The 21,575-nt window shown below is 63.3% G+C and carries 21 protein-coding genes and 1 pseudogene; 10 read left to right on the top strand and 12 right to left on the bottom strand.

The window, feature by feature from the left end:
• Positions 1 to 47 precede the first annotated feature (47 nt).
• Entirely contained in the window at positions 48 to 866 is an 819-nt protein-coding gene (locus DNK50_RS14790) for an alpha/beta fold hydrolase (RefSeq protein WP_112194800.1), read from the top strand.
• 44 nt (positions 867 to 910) lie between these two features.
• Here the strand turns inward: DNK50_RS14790 and DNK50_RS14785 are convergent, their stop codons facing one another.
• Positions 911 to 1,297 (bottom strand): DoxX family protein, encoded by a 387-nt coding sequence (locus tag DNK50_RS14785; RefSeq protein WP_112194798.1) that lies wholly within the window; start codon positions 1,295 to 1,297, stop codon positions 911 to 913.
• Between the two features lie 195 nt (positions 1,298 to 1,492).
• Here DNK50_RS14785 and DNK50_RS14775 point away from each other — a divergent pair, with 195 nt between their 5' ends.
• On the top strand, positions 1,493 to 2,491 hold the full coding sequence (locus DNK50_RS14775; protein WP_112194796.1) for an NAD(P)H-quinone oxidoreductase: 999 nt from the start codon (positions 1,493 to 1,495) through the stop codon (positions 2,489 to 2,491).
• 61 nt (positions 2,492 to 2,552) lie between these two features.
• On the opposite strand, the gene DNK50_RS14770 is transcribed toward DNK50_RS14775, so the two are convergent.
• The 3 genes and pseudogenes from DNK50_RS14770 to DNK50_RS14760 form a co-directional block, all read right to left on the bottom strand.
• On the bottom strand, positions 2,553 to 3,677 hold the full coding sequence (locus DNK50_RS14770) for an alkene reductase (RefSeq protein ID WP_112196943.1): 1,125 nt from the start codon (positions 3,675 to 3,677) through the stop codon (positions 2,553 to 2,555).
• Positions 3,678 to 3,754: 77 nt separating this feature from the next.
• A complete protein-coding gene (locus tag DNK50_RS14765) occupies positions 3,755 to 4,435 on the bottom strand; it encodes a type 1 glutamine amidotransferase domain-containing protein (protein ID WP_256595271.1) in 681 nt (226 codons plus the stop codon).
• Positions 4,432 to 5,059, bottom strand: a pseudogene (locus DNK50_RS14760) (TetR/AcrR family transcriptional regulator). Before DNK50_RS14760 ends, DNK50_RS14765 begins: the two are co-directional and overlap by 4 nt.
• A 173-nt stretch (positions 5,060 to 5,232) precedes the next feature.
• On the opposite strand from DNK50_RS14760, the gene DNK50_RS14755 reads away from it, so the two are divergent.
• Positions 5,233 to 6,177: a GlxA family transcriptional regulator gene (locus DNK50_RS14755; RefSeq protein WP_099586417.1), complete on the top strand. Its 945-nt coding sequence runs from the start codon at positions 5,233 to 5,235 to the stop codon at positions 6,175 to 6,177.
• On the opposite strand, the gene DNK50_RS14750 is transcribed toward DNK50_RS14755, so the two are convergent.
• Complete coding sequence (locus tag DNK50_RS14750) at positions 6,155 to 6,661, bottom strand: GNAT family N-acetyltransferase (RefSeq protein ID WP_099586436.1); 507 nt, start codon at positions 6,659 to 6,661, stop codon at positions 6,155 to 6,157. The two genes, DNK50_RS14755 and DNK50_RS14750, sit on opposite strands and share 23 nt — an antisense overlap.
• Positions 6,662 to 6,839: 178 nt before the next feature.
• Here DNK50_RS14750 and DNK50_RS14745 point away from each other — a divergent pair, with 178 nt between their 5' ends.
• The gene (locus tag DNK50_RS14745) at positions 6,840 to 7,715 is read left to right on the top strand and encodes an undecaprenyl-diphosphate phosphatase (protein ID WP_112194792.1); all 876 of its coding nucleotides are present in this window, start codon (positions 6,840 to 6,842) and stop codon (positions 7,713 to 7,715) included.
• Positions 7,716 to 8,030: 315 nt separating this feature from the next.
• On the opposite strand, the gene DNK50_RS14740 is transcribed toward DNK50_RS14745, so the two are convergent.
• Genes DNK50_RS14740 through DNK50_RS14725 form a run of 4 tightly spaced genes read right to left on the bottom strand, consistent with a single transcriptional unit; the run spans position 8,031 to position 11,501 of the window.
• A complete protein-coding gene (locus tag DNK50_RS14740; RefSeq protein ID WP_112194790.1) occupies positions 8,031 to 8,855 on the bottom strand; it encodes a sugar phosphate isomerase/epimerase in 825 nt (274 codons plus the stop codon).
• 1 nt (position 8,856) lies between these two features.
• A complete protein-coding gene (locus tag DNK50_RS14735; protein WP_112194788.1) occupies positions 8,857 to 10,056 on the bottom strand; it encodes an NAD(P)/FAD-dependent oxidoreductase in 1,200 nt (399 codons plus the stop codon).
• 2 nt (positions 10,057 to 10,058) lie between these two features.
• Positions 10,059 to 10,379 (bottom strand): MocE family 2Fe-2S type ferredoxin, encoded by a 321-nt coding sequence (locus DNK50_RS14730; protein WP_099586413.1) that lies wholly within the window; start codon positions 10,377 to 10,379, stop codon positions 10,059 to 10,061.
• 27 nt (positions 10,380 to 10,406) lie between these two features.
• The gene (locus DNK50_RS14725; protein WP_112194786.1) at positions 10,407 to 11,501 is read right to left on the bottom strand and encodes a fatty acid desaturase family protein; all 1,095 of its coding nucleotides are present in this window, start codon (positions 11,499 to 11,501) and stop codon (positions 10,407 to 10,409) included.
• A gap of 162 nt (positions 11,502 to 11,663) precedes the next feature.
• On the opposite strand from DNK50_RS14725, the gene DNK50_RS14720 reads away from it, so the two are divergent.
• On the top strand, positions 11,664 to 12,713 hold the full coding sequence (locus tag DNK50_RS14720) for a LacI family DNA-binding transcriptional regulator (protein WP_099586411.1): 1,050 nt from the start codon (positions 11,664 to 11,666) through the stop codon (positions 12,711 to 12,713).
• Positions 12,714 to 12,782: 69 nt separating this feature from the next.
• Here the strand turns inward: DNK50_RS14720 and DNK50_RS14715 are convergent, their stop codons facing one another.
• Entirely contained in the window at positions 12,783 to 14,744 is a 1,962-nt protein-coding gene (locus tag DNK50_RS14715) for a sigma-54-dependent Fis family transcriptional regulator (protein WP_112194784.1), read from the bottom strand.
• A gap of 185 nt (positions 14,745 to 14,929) precedes the next feature.
• Between DNK50_RS14715 and DNK50_RS14710 the strand changes: the two genes are divergently transcribed.
• From DNK50_RS14710 to DNK50_RS14700, 3 genes are read left to right on the top strand one after another with little or no spacing between them, the layout of a single operon-like run.
• Positions 14,930 to 15,934, top strand: a complete 1,005-nt coding sequence (locus DNK50_RS14710; protein ID WP_099586409.1) for a Gfo/Idh/MocA family oxidoreductase — start codon at positions 14,930 to 14,932, stop codon at positions 15,932 to 15,934.
• Entirely contained in the window at positions 15,931 to 16,710 is a 780-nt protein-coding gene (locus DNK50_RS14705) for a TIM barrel protein (RefSeq protein ID WP_112194782.1), read from the top strand. Before DNK50_RS14710 ends, DNK50_RS14705 begins: the two co-directional genes overlap by 4 nt.
• Before the next feature lie 19 nt (positions 16,711 to 16,729).
• Positions 16,730 to 17,656 carry a sugar ABC transporter substrate-binding protein gene (locus DNK50_RS14700; RefSeq protein ID WP_099586407.1) on the top strand — a complete coding sequence of 309 codons (927 nt, stop codon included), beginning with the start codon at positions 16,730 to 16,732 and terminating at the stop codon, positions 17,654 to 17,656.
• A 61-nt stretch (positions 17,657 to 17,717) separates the two neighbouring features.
• Here DNK50_RS14700 and yghU read toward each other — a convergent pair whose 3' ends face one another.
• Positions 17,718 to 18,545, bottom strand: a complete 828-nt coding sequence (gene yghU, locus DNK50_RS14695) for a glutathione-dependent disulfide-bond oxidoreductase (RefSeq protein WP_112194780.1) — start codon at positions 18,543 to 18,545, stop codon at positions 17,718 to 17,720.
• 44 nt (positions 18,546 to 18,589) lie between these two features.
• A complete protein-coding gene (locus tag DNK50_RS14690; RefSeq protein WP_112194778.1) occupies positions 18,590 to 19,825 on the bottom strand; it encodes an MFS transporter in 1,236 nt (411 codons plus the stop codon).
• 100 nt (positions 19,826 to 19,925) lie between these two features.
• Between DNK50_RS14690 and DNK50_RS14685 the strand changes: the two genes are divergently transcribed.
• Entirely contained in the window at positions 19,926 to 20,888 is a 963-nt protein-coding gene (locus DNK50_RS14685; protein WP_099586435.1) for an AraC family transcriptional regulator, read from the top strand.
• Positions 20,889 to 20,977: 89 nt separating this feature from the next.
• Positions 20,978 to 21,574, top strand: coding sequence for a glutathione S-transferase (locus DNK50_RS14680; protein WP_112194776.1), 597 nt, complete (start codon positions 20,978 to 20,980; stop codon positions 21,572 to 21,574).
• Position 21,575 lies beyond the last annotated feature (1 nt).

The raw sequence follows: 21,575 nt of genomic DNA, 5'->3' as shown, positions 1-21,575 counted from the left end.
CAATAGTGCGCCAGCGTCTTCTCGCCCCCCTCAACCAGGAGTTTTCCATGAGCACATTCGTTGCCAAAGACGGTACCCAGATCTATTTCAAGGACTGGGGCAGCGGTAAACCCGTGCTGTTCAGCCACGGCTGGCCGCTGGATGCCGACATGTGGGAATACCAGATGGAATACCTCAGCAGCCGTGGCTACCGCACCATCGCGTTCGACCGCCGTGGCTTTGGCCGCTCGGACCAGCCGTGGACCGGCAACGACTACAACACCTTCGCCGACGATATCGCGCAACTGATCGAACACCTGGACCTCAAGGACGTGACCCTGGTGGGCTTCTCCATGGGCGGCGGCGACGTGGCGCGCTACATCGCCTGTCACGGCAGCGCGCGGGTTGCCGGGCTGGTGCTGTTGGGTGCAGTCACGCCGATCTTCGGCCAGCAGCCGGATTACGCGCAGGGTGTACCGCTGGACGTGTTCACCGGCATCAAGGCCGGCCTGCTCAAGGACCGTGCGCAGTTCATCGCGGACTTCAACACGCCGTTCTTCGGTCTCAACAAGGGGCAGACGGTCTCCGAAGGCACCCTGAGGCAGACCCTGCAAATCGCCATGCTGGCGTCCCTCAAGTCGACCGTGGATTGCGTCACCGCCTTCTCCGAAACCGACTTCCGTCCGGACATGGCCAAGATCGACGTGCCGACCCTGGTGATCCACGGTGATGGTGACCAGATCGTGCCGTTCGAAACCACCGGTAAAGTGGCCGCCGAGATGATCAAGGGCGCCGAGTTGAAGGTCTACAAGGACGCGCCCCACGGGTTTGCCGTGACCCACGCCCAGGCATTGAACGAAGACTTGCTGGCGTTCCTCAATCGCTGAAACCGCTCTCCTTATTCGGCCGGGGTTACCCGGCCTTTTTTTATTCAGGCAAAACGCTGGCCGAGCACAAAGCGCCCCGGCCCGGCAATCAGCACGCTGGTGAAGATGATCAACAGCAGCCAGCCGAACTGCCCTTCAAACACCGTCCACTGCGGATGCACCACCACCATGGCGATCAACAGCACCGCCAGGATCGGCAGGCACGCCAGGCGCACCCACACGCCGGCAACGATCAGCACCGGGCACAGCACTTCGGCAAAGATCGCCAGCAGCAGCGTGACGTGCGCGCCGAGGTGAAACGGGTCTTCGATCAGTTGCAGTTGGTCGTTGTAGTTGAGCACCTTGGGCACACCATGCACCCATAGCAGGAACAGCGCCCCGCTCGCCCGTAGAAACAACAGTCCCAGATCCTGATGTCTTGATTCGCTCATAGGTGCTCCCTGTTGGTTGAACGGTGGATTGTGTCCACTGAGCAGCGCGCAAGATTGCAAGCCTGTGCTGTTGTTCATGATCGCCGCCGGGGCGATAGTGGTCGCCCTGGCACTGGAACTGGGCATGCTTTGGCTGAACCGCCGGCCGCCCGATGCGGTCCCACTCCATACGCTCATCGCTGCAGGTAATTTCAAATGACACTCCCTAACGACATGACCCTGATCGAAATCACCAGCCCCGGTGGCCCAGAGGTGCTGCAACCGCGCCAGGCGCCAACACCTGTGGCCGGTCCCGGCGAGATCCTGATCCGCGTGCACGCCGCCGGGGTCAATCGCCCCGACGCCCTGCAACGCGCAGGCAAGTACCCGATGAAACCCGGCATGAGCCCGATTCCTGGTCTGGAAGTGGCCGGTGAAGTGGTGGCGCTGGGCGACGGCGTGACCGAGTTCGGCCTCGGTGACAAGGTATGCGCCCTGACCAATGGCGGCGGTTACGCGCAGTTTTGCACGGTGCCCGCCGGCCAGGCCTTACCGATCCCCGAAGGCATGGACTGGATTCAAGCCGCCGCCGTGCCGGAGACCTTCTTCACCGTGTGGGCCAACCTGTTCGGCCTCGGCGATGCGCATACCGGCCAACGGGTGCTGATCCATGGCGGCACCAGCGGCATCGGCACCACCGCACTGATGCTGTGCCGAGAGTTCGGCATCCAGGCCTTCGCCACCGCCGGCAGCGCCGACAAGTGCGCGGCCATCGCGAAGCTGGGCGCCGAGCCGATCAATTACCGCGAGCAGGCATTTGCCGAAGTCATCGCCCAACAGACCGACGGCCAGGGTGTGGACGTGATCCTCGACATCATGGGTGGCTCGTACCTCAACAACAACCTCAAGGCCCTGGCCATGGACGGGCACCTGGTGATGCTGGGCTTTCTCGGCGGCGCCAAGGCCAATGACGTCGACCTGCTGACGATCCTCGGCAAACGCGCGGTGATCACCGGCTCGCTGCTGCGCGCACGCACCAAGGACGAAAAAGCCGCGATTGCCGAACAGCTGCGCGAGTACATCTGGCCGGTGCTGGAGGCGGGGCGCTGCTTGCCGATCATCGACCAGGTGTTTGACTACACCGACGCCGCCAAGGCCCATGCACGGATGGAAGGTGGGGATCATATTGGGAAGATTGTGTTGCGGGTCGCGTAACCAGCAGGCACTAGACATCAAATGTGGGAGGGGGCAAGCCCCTCCCACATTGATTGCATGACTACCCGAGGTACGTGGGATAGTCGATATACCCCTCCTCACCGCCACCATACATCCCTGCCTCGCGCAGCGGATTCAATGGCCAGCCATTAAAAATCCGCTGCGGCAGGTCCGGGTTGGCAATGAACGGCCGCCCGAATGCGATCAAATCCGCCAGCCCGGCTTCGACCAGTTTCGCGCCACGTTCAGCGGTGTAGCGACCGGCATAGATGATGCGACCGCTGAAGGTGCTGCGCACGGCTTCACGGAAGCTGTCAGGCAGGATCGGCGCGTTGTCCCAGTCGGCCTCGGCGATGGACACATAGGCAATGCCCGACGCCTCCAACACCTTGATCGCTTCGATATAGGTGTGGTGCGGGTCTTCTTCCACCAGGCCGATGTACACACGGTCTTCGTCAGTGCCGCTGAACAACGGCGAGAACCGCACGCCAAGGCGTTCCGGGCCGACGACGGCGCTGACCGCTTCGACGATCTCACGCAGAAAACGCAGGCGGTTTTGCAGCGAGCCGCCGTATTCATCATCGCGGGTGTTGGAATGGGCCGAGATGAACTGATTGACCAGGTAACCATTGGCCGAATGGATTTCCACCCCGTCGAACCCGGCATCCACGGCGTTGCGCGCCGCCTGGGCGTAATGCCCCACCAGTTGCTTGACCTCAGCGGTGCTCAACGCGCGCGGCACCGGGGGTTGCACCAGTTCGCCGGCACCAGGCCCGGTGGCGATGAAGGCTTTGGCTTGCAAGGCCGCCAGCGCAGAAGGCGCCACCGGTGCCGCGCCGCCTGGCTGCAAGGCGTTATGGGAGACGCGCCCCACATGCCACAGTTGGGCGAAGATCACCCCGCCGTCGGCATGCACCGCGTCGGTGACTTTGCGCCAGCCGTCGATCTGCGCCGGGGTGTAGATGCCCGGTGTCCACGCATAACCCTGGCCACGGGGTTCGATCTGCGTGCCTTCGCTGACCATGAACCCGGCGCTGGCACGCTGGCGGTAATACTCGGCCATCAGATCGGTGGCGATATCGCCGGGCTGGGCGCTGCGCTGGCGGGTCAGCGGGGGCAGCACAACACGGTTGGTCAGCGTGTGATGGCCCAGTTTTACCGGGGTACTTAAAACGGTGTCAGTCATGGTTTTTTCCAAATTCGGGGCGCACGAAAGCATTGGCGACTCTATTGAGTCGCCAACAAATCGAGTGGTTGATTAAGTTAAGCGGTGAGTTTCAGCAGGGCTTTGGCCACATCGCTGGAGCTGCCGGGGTTCTGCCCGGTGACCAGCAGGCCATCGACGAGCACGAAGGATGCCCAGTCGGCGCCCTTCTCGTACTTGCCGCCCAGCTTCTTGAATTCATCTTCAATCAGGAACGGCACCACGCGGGTCAGGCCTACGGCTTCTTCTTCAGAGTTGGAGAAGCCAGTCACGCGACGACCCTTGATCAACGGCTCACCATTGACCGCCTTGACGTGACGCAGCGCGCCCGGCGCGTGGCAGACAAAACCGATGGGCTTGCCGGCACGCTCAAACGCTTCGATCAGTGCGATGGACACCGGCGACTCCGCCAGGTCCCACAACGGGCCGTGACCGCCTGGGTAGAACACCGTGTCAAAGGCATCCACGTTGACTGTGTCCAGCTTGACGGTGTTGGCCAATGCCCGCTGCGCGGCCGGGTCGGCGGCGAAGCGGCGGGTCTGCTCGGTTTGCGCATCCGGCTCGTCGCTGACCGGGTCCAACGGCGGCTGGCCACCGGCTGGGGAGGCCAGCACCACGTCGGCGCCGGCGTCCTTGAATGCGTAATACGGCGCGGCAAACTCTTCGAGCCAGAAGCCGGTCTTGCGCCCGGTATCGCCAAGCTGGTCGTGAGAGGTCAGTACCATTAATACTTTTTTCATTTTCCAGTGCCTCGATCAGTGAATATCAGTGTGTTCAGGGCGACCCAACAGCTGTCGGGTCAGCAACAACGCCTCATCAAACGGCGCGGATGTCAGGGTGATCTTGCTCATGACGCTGCTCCCCAGCCACAGCGCGTAAAGCTGCTGGGCCAAGTCCTGCGGGCGGTGCTGAAGCCGCAATGAGCCGTCTTCAATGCCGCGCTGCAGCGCCACGGCGAGTAATGCAATGGTGCGCGAAGTGCCGCGTTGCAGGGCCAGACGCATCGGCTCTGAAAGGTCAGACACCTCGGCACCCAGTTTGACGGCAAGGCATTTGCCCGCCTCGGTGCAGCCGGTCTGATTGTCGATCCAGGCGTCCCAATAGCGCATCAACTTGGCGTGCTGGGTTAAACCGGGTTGGTCGAACAGTTGCTGCATGCCGTGTACGTAGTGGTCGAAGTAGGTGTCGAGCAACACCACACCGAAGCCGTCCTTGGAGGTGAAGTAGTGATAGAACGACCCCTTGGGCACGTCGGCGGCTTGAAGGATTTCATTCAGGCCCACCGCAGAAAATCCCTTGCGGCCGACAATCACTTGCGCCGTGTCCAGAATGGTCTGTCGTGCATTTTTGGTTTCGCTGTTCATGCTTGATCCCGTCCGATTAGACCAGTCGTCTAGTTCGTTGAGGGAATGTTAGGGGCCACGCCGCACCCTCACAATGTCAGATACGCAAGGATTCCGGACATGAGCCGGCGCGGGTTGCCGTTTGCCCGGCACGCGCCGACAATCCACCCTCCCGCGCCCCTTGGAGAATGACGATGCACAGCGTTGCGCTGATGGTTTACCCGAACTTTCAATCCCTGAGCCTCAGCCTGGGCTCGGTGTTCGAGTGCGCGAACCTGCTGCGCGGGGAGCCGGCCTATGAGTTTCACCTGGTCTCTGAAAGCGGCGGCGCGGTGATGACCTCCCAGGGTTTTTCGGTGAACACCTCGCCGATTCGGCCCGAGGGCTATGACACGCTGATCGTCAGCGGTTATTTGGAATTCCGCCTGCCGGAGGCCAACCTGCTGGACTTGGTCAAGGCAGCCTCGGCGCAATCACGCCGCGTGGCCTCGTTGTGCATGGGCATCTTTGTGCTGGCCGACGCCGGATTGCTGGAAGGCAAGCGCACCACCACCCACTGGATTCACGCCCCGGCGTTTCGCAAGCGCTACCCGGCTATCCAACTGGAAGAAGACAAACTGTTTGTGGTGGACGGCCAGGTATGGACCGGCGCCGGCATGAGCGCCGGTGTGGACATGGCGCTGGCGATGGTGGAGAACGATTTGGGCAGCGACCTTGCCCGGCGCATTGCACGCAAACTGGTGATCGCCCAGCGCCGGGGCAGCGAGCAGTCGCAATTGTCGGCCCTGCTGGAGCTGGACCCCAAGTCCGACCGCGTGCAACTGGCCCTGGCCTACGCCCGCGAGAACCTCACCCATGACCTGTCCGTCGAAGCCCTGGCCGACGTCGCCCGTTTGAGCCCGCGCCAGTTCAGCCGGGTGTTCCGCGAAGAAACCGGGCAAACCCCGGCCAAGGCCATCGAAGCCCTGCGCGTGGAAGCTGCGCGGGCCATGATGGAAACCAGCCGTCACCCGGTGGAAGTGGTGGCCCGCGAAACCGGCTTCGGTGATCGCGAGCGCATGCGCCAGGCGTTTCTACGGGCGTTCGGGCAGCCGCCCCAGGCGATGCAGCAGGCGTTTAATGCAGCGCCGCTCGCGTGATCAAGTAGCTCACCAACTGCGGCTCGTCGTCCAGTTCGAGGGTCTGCACCGGGCGCGGCAGGTTGTCCAGCACCGTGCGCCAGAACGCCTGGGACACTTCATCCTGGTCATAAAAGCGCACCAGCCAATTGGCCTCGCCGCTGCACAGCACCTGGGTGGCAATGGCGCGGCCGATGCCTTTGCGGCGGTAGCGCTTGAGGATGAACAGGTCGGCCAGTTCCAGGGCGTCGATGCCTGATACCTCACTGTCCTCGATCAACAGGAACCCGGCGATATAGCCATCGACCAGCAGCAGGTTGGCGCTCCAGCGCGGGTCTTGCCAGTAGCGGTTCAGGTGCTCGTCATGGATGTAGAAGCGGCCGTCGGCCTCGACATCTTCCTGCTCCCAGTCCGACGACTCATAGGCGTAATACTGGTAGAGGTTGCGGATCAACTCGGCTTCTTCGGGGCCGGTCTGGATCAGTTCCACGGTGGTTTCGGGCATGGGGCTCTCGGTCAAAAAACGCAGGGCGCCATTGTTCACAAAACCTCGGAACAGTCCAATAGCGTCGCGAACCTTTCTAATTGCTGAACCGATTGCAAATAGCCGTCGGCCCTGCCGAAGCGCTGAAACATTTCGAATAAACTTCGCCGATATCTCCCTTTTTTCAAGGACACGTATTTTGACGAACGTCTGTTCCGCCGGCCTGGATGTGGGCTTTGCGTCCCTGGATTACCTGCAGATCTTCATCCTCGGTGTCATCCAGGGCATTACCGAATTGTTGCCGGTGTCGTCCACCGCTCACATGCGCGTGGTGCCCGCCATGCTCGGCTGGCAGGATCCCGGTTCGGCGTTTTCGGCGGCCATGCAGTTGGCGGCACTGGCGGCGGTGGTCAGTTATTTCTGGCGCGATGTGCAGCAGGTGACGACAGGCAGCATTGGTGCAGTGCGCCGTGGCGACTACAACGACCGGTGGTTCAAGCTCGCGGTAGCGATTGTGCTGGCGACGATTCCGATCTGTATCGCCGGCCTGGCACTGTCGTCGATCCTCAACAGCTGCAACTCGCCATTGCGTGGCTTGATGGTAATCGGCATTTCCTGCCTGGTGATGGCGGTGTTGCTCGCGGCAGCCGAGCTGCGTGCACGGCACACCCGCGACGTGAGCCAGATGCGCCTGCGCGATGCGCTGATCGTGGGTGTGGCGCAGATTGGCGCGTTGATTCCAGGGGTGTCGCGTTCGGGTTCGACGCTTACCGCCGCGTTGTTCCTCAACTTCAAGCGTGAAGAAGCCGCACGGTTTTCTTTCCTGCTGGGCCTGCCTGCTATCGCCCTCGCCGGTTTGAAAGAACTGTGGGTGTTGCTGCACGCCGATCTGCCAGCCCATGCCTGGCCGCACCTGTTGTTTGGCCTGGTGGTGGCCAGCGTCTCGGCGTTTTTTGCGATCTGGGGCCTGATGAAGTTTCTGGAGCGGTTCTCCACCTGGCCGTTCGTGATCTACCGGGCGTTGTTGGGGGTGTTCCTGATTGTGGCGGTGAGCACCGGGATGTTGGCCGGGTAAGGCCGCGTGCTGTTTTGGGGTGAGCGGGCCTCTGTGGTGACCTGGCTTCTGTGGTGGTCTGGCTTCTGTGGTGAGCGGGCTTCTGTGGTGAGCGGGCTTGCCCCGCGCTGGGCTGCGAAGCGGCCCCAAAACCTGACACTGGGATTTACCTGAAAAAACGCGGCGTTCTTAATGGGGCTGCTTCGCAGCCCAGCGCGGGGCAAGCCCGCTCACCACAGAAGCCTGCTCACCATAGAGGCCCGCTCACCACAAAAGCATGCTCACCACAAAAGCCAGGTCACCATACAGAATATGCCCACTCTCGTAAGGCCGCCTTCAGACCAGGGTTTGGCAGTCGTTCCAAACCTGGCGAATCAACCCCTGCATCTTCAACGCCTCAGCCCAGCGATCGCTGATTTCACGCCCATCGGCACCGGTGATCGCATACGGCGGCGGGCCCAGTTCGCAGGTGAACGACAGGCTCTGCCCTGTGTCGGGGCGCGCCAACCAGTCTTCGATGCCGTAGCGCCACCAGCCAATAAACCGCTCGACCCAGGCCTGATGCTGGGGGAATGCCATTGAGACCTGCACCTGCTCGCTGCTGGCCACGCGGCCATGAAACCCCCAGCTGTGGCGCAGGATCGTGCGGATCTGTTCGTCGTCTTCCACCGCGCCCGGCTCGGGCAACTCGCGCCCCACCACGTAGTGGGACAGGTCGGCCAGCAACTTCAAGTCGGGCATTTGCGCCAGCAGGTCGAGGGTGAACAGCAGGTCGTTGGTCAGGCGATACCGGTGGGTTTCCAGCAGCACCGGAAAATCCACCTGCTCGGCCAGGCGCTGCCAACCTTCGACCAGCCGCGCCGCGTCGGCCTGGGTGCGCGGGCGCACGTCGGCTTGCAGGGTGAGGTGGTGGCAGCCGTAGCGGCTGATTACATCCAGCGCGGCGGCGAGGTCATCCACCGATTGCGGAAACAGCTGGCCTTCGATCTGCAAGCCCCGCGCCGTCGCGGCGGCGTGCAGGCGTGTCACATCAGCGGGTTTCCAGTAATGGTCGGTGATGCCGTCGAAGCCGGCTGCGGCGATTCGATCCAGCTGCGCTTCGAGCGGGCCGGGCTCGGTCTGCATGGCCCACAGGGATTGGAATACCAGGAATTGGCGCATATCAGCTCCGCAGCAAGTGTTTGAGGGACAGCTCGGGGTCTGCCAGGCTGGATGGGTTGAGCACCGCGCGCGCCGTGATCAGGCGTTCGCACAGCTTGATGTCCTTGGCCACGCTGTTGCCGGGCGCCCAGCCGCAGGCGCCTTGCAAATGCCCGTCGGCATTGAGGTAGAACAGCAGCAGGCCGCCGGCCGGCAAGGCACGACTGATCAGGTGCGGGGTCATCGCGCCCACTGTCTGTAAGCCCCAGTCGTATTGATCAGACCAGAAACCGGGAATCGCTTCGAAAGGCACTTCACGCCCCAGCATATTCAGCGCCGCATGCCGACCCTGGGCCTCGGCGTTGCGCCAGGTTTCCTGGCGTTGGTACAGGCCATCGAGGCGAAACTCACAGACATCGCCGGCCGCATAGATGTCCGGCGCGCTGGTGCGCAGGTGTGCATCGACGCGGATGCCCTGCCCTACCTCCAGCCCCGCATTGGCGGCCAGTTCCAGATTGGGTTGCATGCCGATGCCGACCACCACCAGATCGCAGGGCAGCAACTGCCCGTCGACCAGTTGCACGGCGTCGTCATGGATGGATTCCAGTGCCACGTTCAAGCGCACGTCCACGCCTTGCTGGCGGTGCAGATCCAGCAGCGCCTGGCTGATTACCGGCGGCAGCACCCGCCCCGCCAGGCGCGGCCCGGCTTCCAGCACCGTGACCTCACACCCCAGGCCCCGGGCAGTGGCGGCCACTTCCAGGCCGATGAACCCGCCGCCGACAATCATCAGCCGTGTACCCGGACGCAAGGCACTGCGCAGGGCCAGGGCCTCGTCGTGGGTGCGCAGGTAAAGCACATTGGCCTGCGCCTGGAGCAAACGTCGCGCCCGCCCGCCGGTGGCCAGCAGCAAACCGGCATAGGCCAGCCACTGGCCGTCGGCGAGTTGCAGGCGATGGTGCTGCGGCTCCAACTGCGTCACCGGGTTGGCGGCGATATGCTCGATGCCCAGTTCGGCCAGGCGCGAGCTGTCGCACAGGCTGCACGCCGCCAGGTCCGCCGTGCCCTGCAAGAGGCCTTTGGACAGCGGCGGTCGCTCGTAGGGCAGGTGCGGCTCATCGCCGATCAGCACCAGGCGCCCGGTATAACCTTCTTCGCGCAGGGTCAGCGCCGCACGGCCACCGGCATGGCCGGCGCCGACGATGATCAGGGGTGCGTTCATCATCACACCGTGACAGCGAGCAGTACCCGCCCCGCTTCGACCCGCACCGGGTAGGTCTTGAGGTTGACGCACACCGGCGCGCCCATGGCCTTGCCGGTGCGGTAATCAAACCGCCCGTTGTGCTTGGGGCACTCGATGACGTGGTCCATCACCAGGCCATCGGCGAGGTGGATTTTCTCGTGGGTGCACAGGCCGGCGGTGGCGAAAAACTCATTATCGGCCGAGCGATACACCGCATAGGTGTGGGGCCCGTGGTCGAAGCGCAGCACGTCTTCTTCGTCTATCTCGCCCACGGCGCAGACGTCGATCCATTGATCGTTCATGGCGGTTTCTCTTGTTATAGATGGGGTTCAGCTGACTGCGGCTTCGGCACTCATCGGGGCATTGGCAGCCGGCTCCGCGCTCGGGCGAATCGGCCGCTGGATGAAATACGTCGGATCGCTGCGCTGCTTCCAGACGGTCGGCAGGATTTCCCGGTAGGCCTCGAAAATATTCGCATACGGCGGCGGGCAGTCGTTGCGGATCTCTTCGTGCAATTGCGCGAGGGCGTGGTACGGCACCATCGGGTACATGTGGTGTTCGAGGTGGTAGTTCATGTCCATGTAGATAAAGCGCAGCACGCGGTTCATGTAGATGGTGCGGCAGTTGCTGCGGTGGTCGAGCACGTCTTCGGCCAGGCCCACATGCTGGGTAAGGCCGAACAGGTAGCCGAGCCAGGCGCCGTAGATGCTCGGCAACCCCACCAGCATCAGCGGCAACCAGCTGTGCAGGTACAGCGCAGTGCCGATGACCAGCGCATAAATGCCAACCCAGATCCGCGCGGCGCGGAACACCTTGGGCCACTCGGATTCGGGGATAAAGTCCGCTTCCTGGGCACTCATCTGGCCCACCGCATGACGCGCCACGCCGCTGAAGGTTTTCCACGCCAAAGGCAGGTTGAACAGGCTCAGGAACATCATCAAGAAGCTCGGCGGACGCGGTTCGACGATTTCCGGGTCGCGGCCAACCACGATGGTATCGGTGTGGTGCCGGGCATGGCTCCAGCGCCAGACGTGGGGCTCGAAGATGCACATGAAGCTGGCGACCTGGTACAGCACGTCGTTCATCCAACGGGTCTTGAACGCGGTGCCGTGGCCGGTTTCGTGCCAGCGCGGGTTGGACGCCGTGCCGTAGAGCACGCCATAGGCGAGGAAGAACGGCACGCAGGCCCAGGAGCCCCAGAACCAGTAGCCGCCGAAACCGGTGGCGAACAGCGCGCTCACCCAGATGGCGGTGTCGCGCAAGGCCGGGCCGTCGCGGCGCTGCATCAGTTCTTTCATGCGTTTACGGGAAATCGGCGATTGGTACCAACTGGCCGAGACCAGGCCTTTTTCGGCAGCGCGGGCGGCTTCCGGGCCGGTCAGGCTGTAGTCGCGCCGGGCGGTGTGAGCGGTGTGTTCAGGCATTGTTATTGTTCTCCGCAAGCGGGTGGTTTCTGGTGCTTTGCGAAACCAACGATAGAGTGCGGCTAAATCACCCTCAAGGCCTTGAATCCATTCCCTATCAAGCTATCATCCAGGCCCAGCGGGGCTTGATAGTTTTCTATCAAGACGTTCAAGAGGGCTGTCATGAACAACAATAAACGCCCAACCATTGCCACCGTCGCCGCCCATGCGGGCCTGAGTGTGGCCACTGTTGATCGGGTGCTGAATGCGCGTGCTCCGGTGAATCCGGAAACGGCCGAGCAAGTATTCCAGGCCGCCGAAGCCGTGGGCTATTTTGCGGCGCGGCTGATCGGCCAGCGCATCCGCGAACGCCGGCCCACCTATCGCTTCGGCATTCTGCTGCTGGGCACCGCCCAGGCGTTCTATGCGCACCTGGCGCAGTCGATCAGCGACGCCGCGCAGCATCACGCCACGGCCAACCTGACCTGTCAGTTCGAATACATCAATGACCGCACGCCCAGCGCCATCGTCGCGCAGATCGAGCAACTGGCCGTGCAGTGTGATGCCCTGGCGGTGGTCAGCTTTGCCCACCCGCTGATCAATGCCTGCCTGGCGCAGATCCGCGAGGCCGGCGTGCCGGTGGTCGCCCTGCTCTCGGATATCCATGAACAGGCCCTGGAACCGTATGTCGGCCAGGACAACCATGTGGTCGGGCGCACCATGGGCTGGCTGCTCGCCCGCACCTGTGGCGCGCGCAAAGGCAGCGTCGGGATTCTATTGGGCGGCCACCGGTTCCTGGGGCATCAGGCACGGGTCGAAGGCCTGCACAGCTATTTGGCCGAACACGCGCCGGGGCTCAAGCCGCTGGAGCCGCTGATCAACCTGGACAACTGCGACATCACCGAAGAAGCCACCCTCGACCTGCTCACCCGCCACAGCGACCTGCGCGGCCTGTGCGTGGTGGGCGGCGGCGGTGACGGCATCATCAGCGCCCTGGCGCAGCTGCCCAAGCGCCCGGCGTTGTGTTGCATCCTGCAGGAGTCTACCGAGCTGTCTCGCCAGGCGTTGAGCCAGGGCTTGATTGATGTGGTGATGGACTCACAGCCACGGCAGACGGCGGTGGCGCTGGTGGGGCTGTTGGTGGAGTTGCAGAGTGCCGAAGGGTTTGATGCGATGCGGCATCGGGTGCATATCGCGCCGCAGATTGTGACGTCCGAAAATATGTGTGACTGAAGCGACGTCATGCGCTGTTGTGGTGACCTGGTTTCTGTGGTGAGGGGCTTCTGTGGCCATATTTTGAATTTACGCGCCGCGAAAATCCCCGGCATTCAGCCCGAATCGGCTCATTTTGTTGTACAGCCCACCCCGCGATACGTTCAGTTGTTGGGCGGCCAGGCGGATGTTGCCGCGGGTGCTTTTGAGCGCGGCGATGATGGCGTGCATCTCGTGGCTGCTCAGGTCTTGGGCGGGCTGGGGCTCGGAATGGCGCAGCGTGGCTCGCGGCCTGGTTTCCAGGGGTAAGTCGGCCGATTGGATGAGTTCCCCCGTCGCCAGGTTGGTCGCCCGTTCGATGGCGTTTTCCAGCTCCCGCACATTGCCCGGCCAGCCGTGGGCCGAGAGCAAGGCCAAGGCCTCCGGCGAAAAACCCTGCACCGATTTTCGCAACGAGCGCGCGCAACGCGTGAGGAAGTGCCGCGCCAGCAGCGGGATGTCTTCACGGCGCATGCGCAACGGCGGCACGGTCAGGTTCAGCACGTTGAGGCGGTAGTAGAGGTCTTCGCGGAACGCGCCTTCGGCCACGGCCTGGCTGAGGTTGCGGTGGGTGGCGGCGATGATGCGTACGTCCACCTGGCGTGCGCTTTTTGCGCCGACCCGCGCAATTTCACCCTCCTGCAACACCCGCAGCAGGCTGACCTGGGCGTCGAAGGACATGTCACCGATCTCATCCAGGAAAATGGTGCCGCCATCCGCCAGTTCGAACTTGCCCGCCGAGCCGCCCCGCGCCGAGCCGGTGAACGCGCCTTCGACATGGCCGAACAGTTCACTCTGCACCAGGTCCCGTGGAATCGCGCCGCAGTTGACCGCCACGAACGGGCCGTTGCAGCGCTCGCTGGCGTTATGGATCGCCTGGGCGAACAACTCCTTGCCGGTGCCGCTTTCACCCAGGATCAGGGTGGTGGCGTCACTGCGACTGGCGATGCGCGCCAGGTGCAGCGCGTCCTGGATCGCCCGCGAGGTGCCCTGCAGGGTCTCGAAGGTATACCGCGCCTGGGTGCCGACAAGGCGCCGGGTGATTTCGCGGATGCGCCGGTTCTCGCGCAGCGACACGATCACCCCACCCTGTTCCAGCGGGCACACTGAGACCAGGCAGGCGAGTTGGCTGCGGTCGTGCAGGTGGAAGGTGCAATCGAGGTCACGCACCGGCTCGCCCAGGGCGTCGCTCAATTCGCTGCGGCCCAGGCGCTGGAAGGGGCTGCCCACCAACTCCGGCCCGACCTGGAACAGCTGCCGGGCATAGCGGTTGAGCGCCTTGATGCAGCCGCGTTCATCCAATACCACCAGGCCTTCGTTAAGCACTTCGAGCACGGTTTGCTGTTCTTCAAGCAGCGCTTGCAGGGCCATCTGGCGTGATACGGCTTCGGCGGCAGCTTGCACGGTGCCCAAGGTGTGGAAGTGGAACCAACCGGGCTCGGCGGTGAGGGTGAGCATGGCCAAGGTCTGGCCCTGGGCATTCTTGATTGGCGCGGCGGCGCAGTGCATGCGGCGCTGGCGCAGGCCAACGGCGAAATTTTCCTCGGCCAGCACATACACCAGGCGGTCTTCGGCCAGGGCCAGGCCGGTGCAGTTGGTGCCTTGTACCGACTCCGACAGGCGGCTGCCCACGGGGGTGATGTCCAGCCCGCAGAAATACAGGGTGGTGCCGTCGGCATCGGTAAGGTTGATATGCCCGCGAGGGTTGTAGGCCAGCAGGCCACGCATGACTTGGGCTGCGGCCGCGATCAGCACGCGGTGGCTGGCCAGGGTGGCAGCCAGGATGTGAGGGTCGACGAAACGGTATTGGCTGTCGGCAGGATCGATACCCGCCTCGACGCTGCGCCGCCATGAATCCCAGATCACCTGGCGCACATCGGCCGGGCGTTCGACCAAACGTTCCTGGCACCCCTGCCACGCTTGCTCCAAGGCATTGATTGGGCCGTCGTTCAGCGCAGCAGGGCCGAGGGCTGTCAGGTAGTCGAGGTCTTGTACGCTGAAGGCCATGCTCATCACGGTCATCCATGTTCATATCTTTGACATGTCAGTATAGACATGTCATCCAAATGAACACATTTTGTTTATTGAATTCATATAAACCTATAACTATCAGCAACTTACGAATTGGCACAGGCTTTGCTCCTACCCCTTTGCCCATCAGGACCGTCCTGAGGCCAACAATAAGAAGGGGTCACCACATGAGTACACAGAACATCCGCCTGGGCTTGATCGGTGCTGGTCGCATGGGCAGCTTCCACGGCTTGACTGCTGCGCGGCATATCCCCGGCGCCAGCCTGGCCGCCATCGCCGATCCGACCCCAGGTCAAGCCGCTCGCCTGGCAGCAGAGTTGGGCGTGGACAAGGTCTACACCGACCCGCAACAGTTGCTCGACGACCCGGATATCGACGGCGTACTGATCGCCGCTCCTGCCCGCAGCCATGCCGAACTGGTGATCAGCGCCGCCCGCGCCGGCAAAGGGATTTTCTGCGAAAAACCCATGGCCATCACCCTCGATGAGGCCGACCGCGCCATCGCTGCCGCCGCCGATGCCCGCGTGCCGCTGCAGGTCGGCTTCAACCGGCGCTTCGCCAAGAGCTTTCGCACCGCGCACCTTGACGTGCTGGCCGGCCGTATCGGCACCCCACAGCTGCTTCGCTCGCTGACCCGCGACCCGGCGCTGAACAACCCGGCCAACTCGCCGCAATGGGTGATCTTCCTCGAAACCCTGATTCACGACTTCGACACCCTGCGCTACCTCAACCCCGGTGCCGAAGCCGTAGAAGTCCACGTAATGGCCGACGCGCTGATCGCCCCGCAATTCAAAAGCAAAGGCTTCCTCGACACCGCCGTGGTCACGATCCGCTTCGATAACGGTGCGATTGCCACCGCCGAGGCCAACTTCCAGGCCGTGTATGGCTACGATGTGCGCGGCGAAGTCTTCGGCAGCGCCGGCATGCTGACCATGGGTGGCGTACAGGAATCCGACCTGACGCGCTACCTGGCCCAAGGTATCCAGGCCGACACCCAGCGCCTGGACACCGACCTGCTGCGCGACGCCTACGTCGCCGAGCTCAACCACTTTGTCGACTGCCTGCGCACCGGTGCCAAGCCCCTGGCCAGCGGTGAAGACGCGCGGGCGGCCCTGGCGATTGCGCGCGCCTGCATCACCTCGTTCGAACAGGGCAAGGCGGTGGCCGTATGATCCCGTTCAAGCTGGCGATCAGTGCCGAGATGGTGTTTCTCGACCTGCCCTTCGTCGAGCGCGTCAAACGCATTCACGCCCTGGGCTTCAGCGCCGAAATCTGGGATTGGACCCACAAGGACATCGACGCGCTGGTCGCCACGGGCGCCGATTTCACCTCGATGACCGGCTACATCAGCGGCACCCTCACCGATCCCGATGGCATCCGCCAATTGCTCGACAGCGCCCGGGAATCTTTAGGCATCGCCGAACGCCTGAATTGCCCCAGCCTCAACCTGCACGGTACTGGCCTGGGTGAAGGCGGCCTGCCGGTGCAGCCCGTGAGCCAGGCCACCGGGCGCATGTGGCTGAGCGCCTGCAAGACCCTGGAAAAAATCGCCCGCCTGGGTGAAGACGCGGGCCGTGTGTTCCTGCTGGAAAACCTCAACACCGAAGTCGATCACCCCGGCGTTCCGTTCGCCCGCGCCGAGGACACATTGGCGCTGATCGAAGCCGTGGGCAGCCCCCACGTGAAGATGAACCTGGACCTGTACCATGCACAGATCGGCGAAGGAAACCTGATCGAACTGATCCAGCGCGCAGGCCCCGCCATCGGTGAGATCCAGGTGGCCGACGTGCCCGGACGCAAAGAGCCCGGCACCGGCGAAATCCACTACCCGGCCATTGCCAGGGCCTTGCATGGCATCGGCTACAGCGGCGTGGTTGGCCTGGAAGGCTGGGCCAGCGGCGACAGCGAGCTGGCCCTGGAGCGTTTCCGTCAAGCGTTCACCCTATAACAATAAAAGGAACACTCTCATGCATCGCTATTCATTGATCGTTGCCACGCTGTTACTGCTGTTCAGCCCATGGTCCTTCGCCGATTACCGAATCGGCGTGAGCATTGCCAGGGTCGACGATAACTTCATGACCTACGTGCGCAACGGCCTGGACAGCGCCGCCAAGCAGCACGGCGTGCAGATCCAGTTCGAAGACGCCCAGGGCGACGTGGTGCGCCAGCTCAACCAGGTCGAAGGCTTCCTTAACCAGAAGGTCGACGCGGTGATCGTACTGCCGGTGGATACCTCCGCCACCGCCAACATGACGCGCGCCGCCGTGGCCGCCAAGACGCCGTTGGTGTACGTCAACCGCCACCCGGATGAACGCACCCTGCCCAAGGGCGTGGTTACTGTGGCCTCCAACGACATTGAGGCCGGGCAATTGCAGATGCGCTTCCTGGCGGAAAAACTCGGTGGCAAGGGCAATGTGGCGATCATCATGGGCGACCTTGCGCAGAATGCCACCCACGACCGCACCGAGGGCGCCAAGCAGGTGCTCAAGGACTTTCCGGGGATCAAGGTGGTGGAGCAACAAAGCGCGGAATGGCAACGTAGCAAAGGCATGGACCTGACCAGCAACTGGTTGCTGGCGGGCACCCAGTTCGATGCCATCGTCGCCAACAACGATGAAATGGCGATTGGCGCGGCCATGGCATTGCAGCAATCGGGCAAGGCCAAGGGCGAAGTGGCGATTGTCGGTATCGACGGTTTGCCGGACGGTCTGGCGGCGGTCAAGCGCGGGATGCTGGCGGCGTCGGTGTTCCAGGACCCCAAGGCCCAGGCGACCAAGGCGGTGGAGTCGGCCATCAAGATGATCAAGGGCGAGCCGATCGAGTCGGAGGTGTGGGTGCCGTTTGAACTGATCAAGCCTGAGCAGGTGGCGGTGTTCGAACAGCGCTATAAATAAATCAAAGACAAGGAGATCCAAATGTGGGAGGGGCTTGCCCCCTCCCACACTGGGACCTCAATCAGTCGAGGTCGCTTGCGTCATGGCGTTCGGGCAACTGTTCCTCGCCCGACACCCGGTTCACCCGCCGCCCCCGCTGCACCGCCGGCCGCGCATCAATCGCGTCCGCCCAGCGCTGCACATGCGTGTATTCGTGTACCGACAGAAATTGTGCCGCGCCATACAAACGGCCTTTGACCAACCCGCCATACCACGGCCAGATCGCGATGTCGGCAATGGTGTATTCGTCTCCGGCAATGTACTCGCTGACCGCCAGGCGTTTATCCAGCACGTCCAACTGACGCTTGGCCTCCATGGCGAAGCGGTTGATCGGGTATTCCATCTTGCTCGGCGCATACGCATAGAAATGCCCGAAGCCACCGCCCAGGTAAGGCGCGCTGCCCATCTGCCAGAACAACCACGACAAACACTCCGCACGGGCCGCCGGTTCGGTGGGGAAGAACGCGCCGAATTTCTCGGCCAGGTACTGCAGGATCGCGCCAGACTCGAATACACGAATCGGCGTAGCGCCGCTGTGATCCATCAAGGCCGGGATCTTGGAGTTCGGGTTGACCCCGACAAAGCCGCTGCCGAACTGGTCGCCATCGCCGATCTTGATCAGCCAGGCGTCGTATTCCGCACCGCTGTGCCCCAGGGCCAGCAGCTCTTCGAGCAGGATCGTGACCTTCTGCCCATTGGGCGTGGCCAGGGAATACAGCTGCAACGGGTGCTTGCCGATGGGCAATTGTTTGTCGTGGGTAGCACCGGCGATGGGCCGGTTGATGCTGGCGAAGGTGCCGCCGCTTTCGGTGTCCCAGGTCCAGACTTTCGGGGGTACATACTCGGTCATGCTTACGACTCCAGAAGCGTTTGCGATCAACGAAGCGTTTCAGACTAAACCAAAGACGGGTGGTGCGTCACACTCCCCGCCGCAGCGTGCCGGGGCACCTGCACTCGCAGGGCGATCAACAATGCCGCCAACAGCATCAAGCAACCCGCCCCTATAAACACCCCATCAATGCCGGTGGCACTGAACATCGCGCCACCGCCCGCCGCACCCGCCGCGATTGCCGATTGCACCGAAGCGACCACCATGCCACCGGCACTTTCGGCCTGATCCGGCACCGCACGGGCTACCCAGTTGGACCACGCCACCGGCACACCACCGAAGGCCATGCCCCACAGTGCCAGGAGCAATGCCTGACCCGGCAGTGACGCGGGCAGCATCACCAGGGCCAACGCAGCGACGCCCACCAGGACCGGCATCAACACCAGGGTTCCCCGGGGGTTGCGCACCAGCAACCATCCGGCCAACAGTGTGCCGACAAAATTCGCCGCGCCAAACCCCAGCAGCATCAACGCCAGCCCTTGGGTGCCGACCCCGGTGGTGCTTTCCAGAAACGGGCGAATGTAGGTAAACAGCGCGAAGTGCCCGGTGTGCACCAACACGCAGCCGAACATACCGATGGCAATGCCGGGGCGCAGCAGTACATCCAGCACGGTGCGCAGGCGTGCGGTGCCGCTGGGTGCCAGGCGCGGCAGGGTGAACAGCTGGAACGCCAGGGTCACCGCGCCGACGGCGGCCGCAGCCACAAATGCACTGCGCCAGCCGTACAGGTCACCCAGGTAGCTGCCCAACGGCACCGCGACGACGGTACCCACCGCAATGCCGCTGAAGATGATCGACAGCGCACGGGGCAGCAACGCCGCCGGTACCAGGCGCATCGCCACGGCCGCCGCCATGCTCCAGAAACCGCCGAGAGCAATGCCCAGCAGGATGCGCATCAACAACAGCACCAGGAGGCTGGACGAGAACGCCACCAGCAGGTTGGAGGCAATCATCAGCGTGGAGAACCCCAACAGCACCAGGCGCCGGTCGATGCCGCGCGTCAGGCCAGGCACCAGCAAACCGGCGAACAACGCCACCACCGCCGTGACCGTGACCGCCTGCCCGGCCGACGCTTGCGACACACCCAGGTCCAAGGCCATCGGCGTCAGCAGGCTGGCCGGCAGGTACTCCGCCGTGAGCAGGCCGAACACGCCCATCGCCAGGGAAAACACCGCCATCCACGCGGGTGTGGTCGGTTCGACCCGTTCATCAACAGGGGCATGGGACACACAATCATTCATCACAAGACATCCTCAGGCATTAACGTGACGGCCAGTCTAGGTTCCGCCTTCAGGATGATCTATGATTCAAACCCTTGAGTTCTTGACCGAAACCCCGAATATGCCAGCCGACAATGCGTTCACCCTGTCCTCCGAGCTGATCAACGAACTGCTGCGCAGCATGCGCCTGCGCGGCGTGCAGTACCGGCGCATCCAGGCCGGGCCGGTGTTCGGCATCAGCTTTGCGGCCAAGCCGGGCCATGCGTATTTCCATTTTCTGGCCGCCGGCTGCGCGACCCTGCGCCTGCACGACGGCAGCCTCTTTGAGTTGTCGGCCGGCAATGCGGTGTTTATCGCCCACGGTGGCGCCCACGCGCTGTTATCCAAACCGGATGACCCCGTGCAGGACATCGCCAGCTTCGACGCCGCACCGCTGGGCGATACCGTGTGCGCGGTGAATGCCTCACCCGACGCTGCCTCCAGCACCCTGCTGTTCAGTGCCTGCATGGAGTTCGAACTCGACAGCATCCAGGGCCTCGGCAACTTGATGCCGGCCTTGATGCTGATCGATGCCGCAGGCCAGCGTTACCCTGGCCTGATGCCGATCCTGGCGGTGATGGAACGCGAAGTCTCCAGCGCCCGCGTCGGTTACGCCGGCATCCTTGCGCGCCTGGCCGATGTGGTGGCGGCGATGATCGTACGGGGCTGGGTCGAGTGCGCCTGCGCCAATGCGTCGGGTCTCGCGGCCGCCTTGCGCGACACCCGCTTGGCCGGTGCCCTGCTCGCCCTGCACCAGCAGCCGGGGCGCGACTGGAGCGTGGCCGAGCTCGCGGCGCACTGTCATACCTCACGCTCGGTGTTCGCGGATCGTTTCCAGGCGACCCTGGGGGTTCCGCCGTTGCGTTACGTGACCGAACTGCGCATGCGCCTCGCCAGCCAGTGGCTGACCCTGGAGCGACTGCCCATCGAAGAAGTGGCGCACCGCCTCGGCTACACCTCCCAGGCGGCCTTCAGTCGCGCCTACAAACGCATTACCGGGCAACCGCCGGGCGCCAGCCGCCAGGGTTTCAGGAGCGCGGTATGAGCGCCGGGCTTGAAGACATCCTCGTTGCGCCGGGCGGCCGAGTGCCCTTAATCTCTTGAGCTCGTCACCCTGATAGCAATGGAGGCTTCATGAAACTGGTCGGCATGCTGGATTCGCCTTACGTAAGGCGCGTAGCCATTTCCCTGGAGTTGTATGGGATTGAGTTTGTGCACGAGCCATTATCGGTGTTCAGCACCTACGCGGAATTTGCCGAGATCAACCCGGTGGTCAAGGCCCCGACCCTGGTGCTGGACGATGGCACGGTGTTGATGGATTCGAGCCTGATCCTGGAGTACCTCGAAGCCCTGGCCCCGGCGGACAGCAAACTGCTGCCCCAGCAACCGGTGGCACTTGCCAAGGACTTGCACGTTCTAGGGCTGGCGCTGGCAGCCTGTGAGAAGAGCGTGCAGATCGTCTATGAGCACAACCTGCGCCCGGCGGAGAAACAGCACGCGCCGTGGCTTGAGCGCGTAACCGGCCAGTTGCTCGCGGCCTATGGGTTACTGGACAAGCAGTTGGGTGACAGCCAAGTGCTGACCCAGGCGTCGATTACGGCGGCAGTCGCGTGGTCGTTCAGCCAGTTCACCGTGGCGTCGGTGGTCAAGGCCGATGCGTTCCCGAACCTGCGACGGCATGCCGAGCGTCTGGAGCAGCATCCGGCGTTCAAGCGTTACCCCATCGCCTAAG

The organism is Pseudomonas sp. LG1E9, assembly GCF_003290225.1.
GTDB lineage: Bacteria > Pseudomonadota > Gammaproteobacteria > Pseudomonadales > Pseudomonadaceae > Aquipseudomonas > Aquipseudomonas cyclaminis.
The sequence above is the reverse complement of the archived record's forward strand: the minus strand, read 5'-3'. Positions and strand labels throughout refer to the sequence as shown.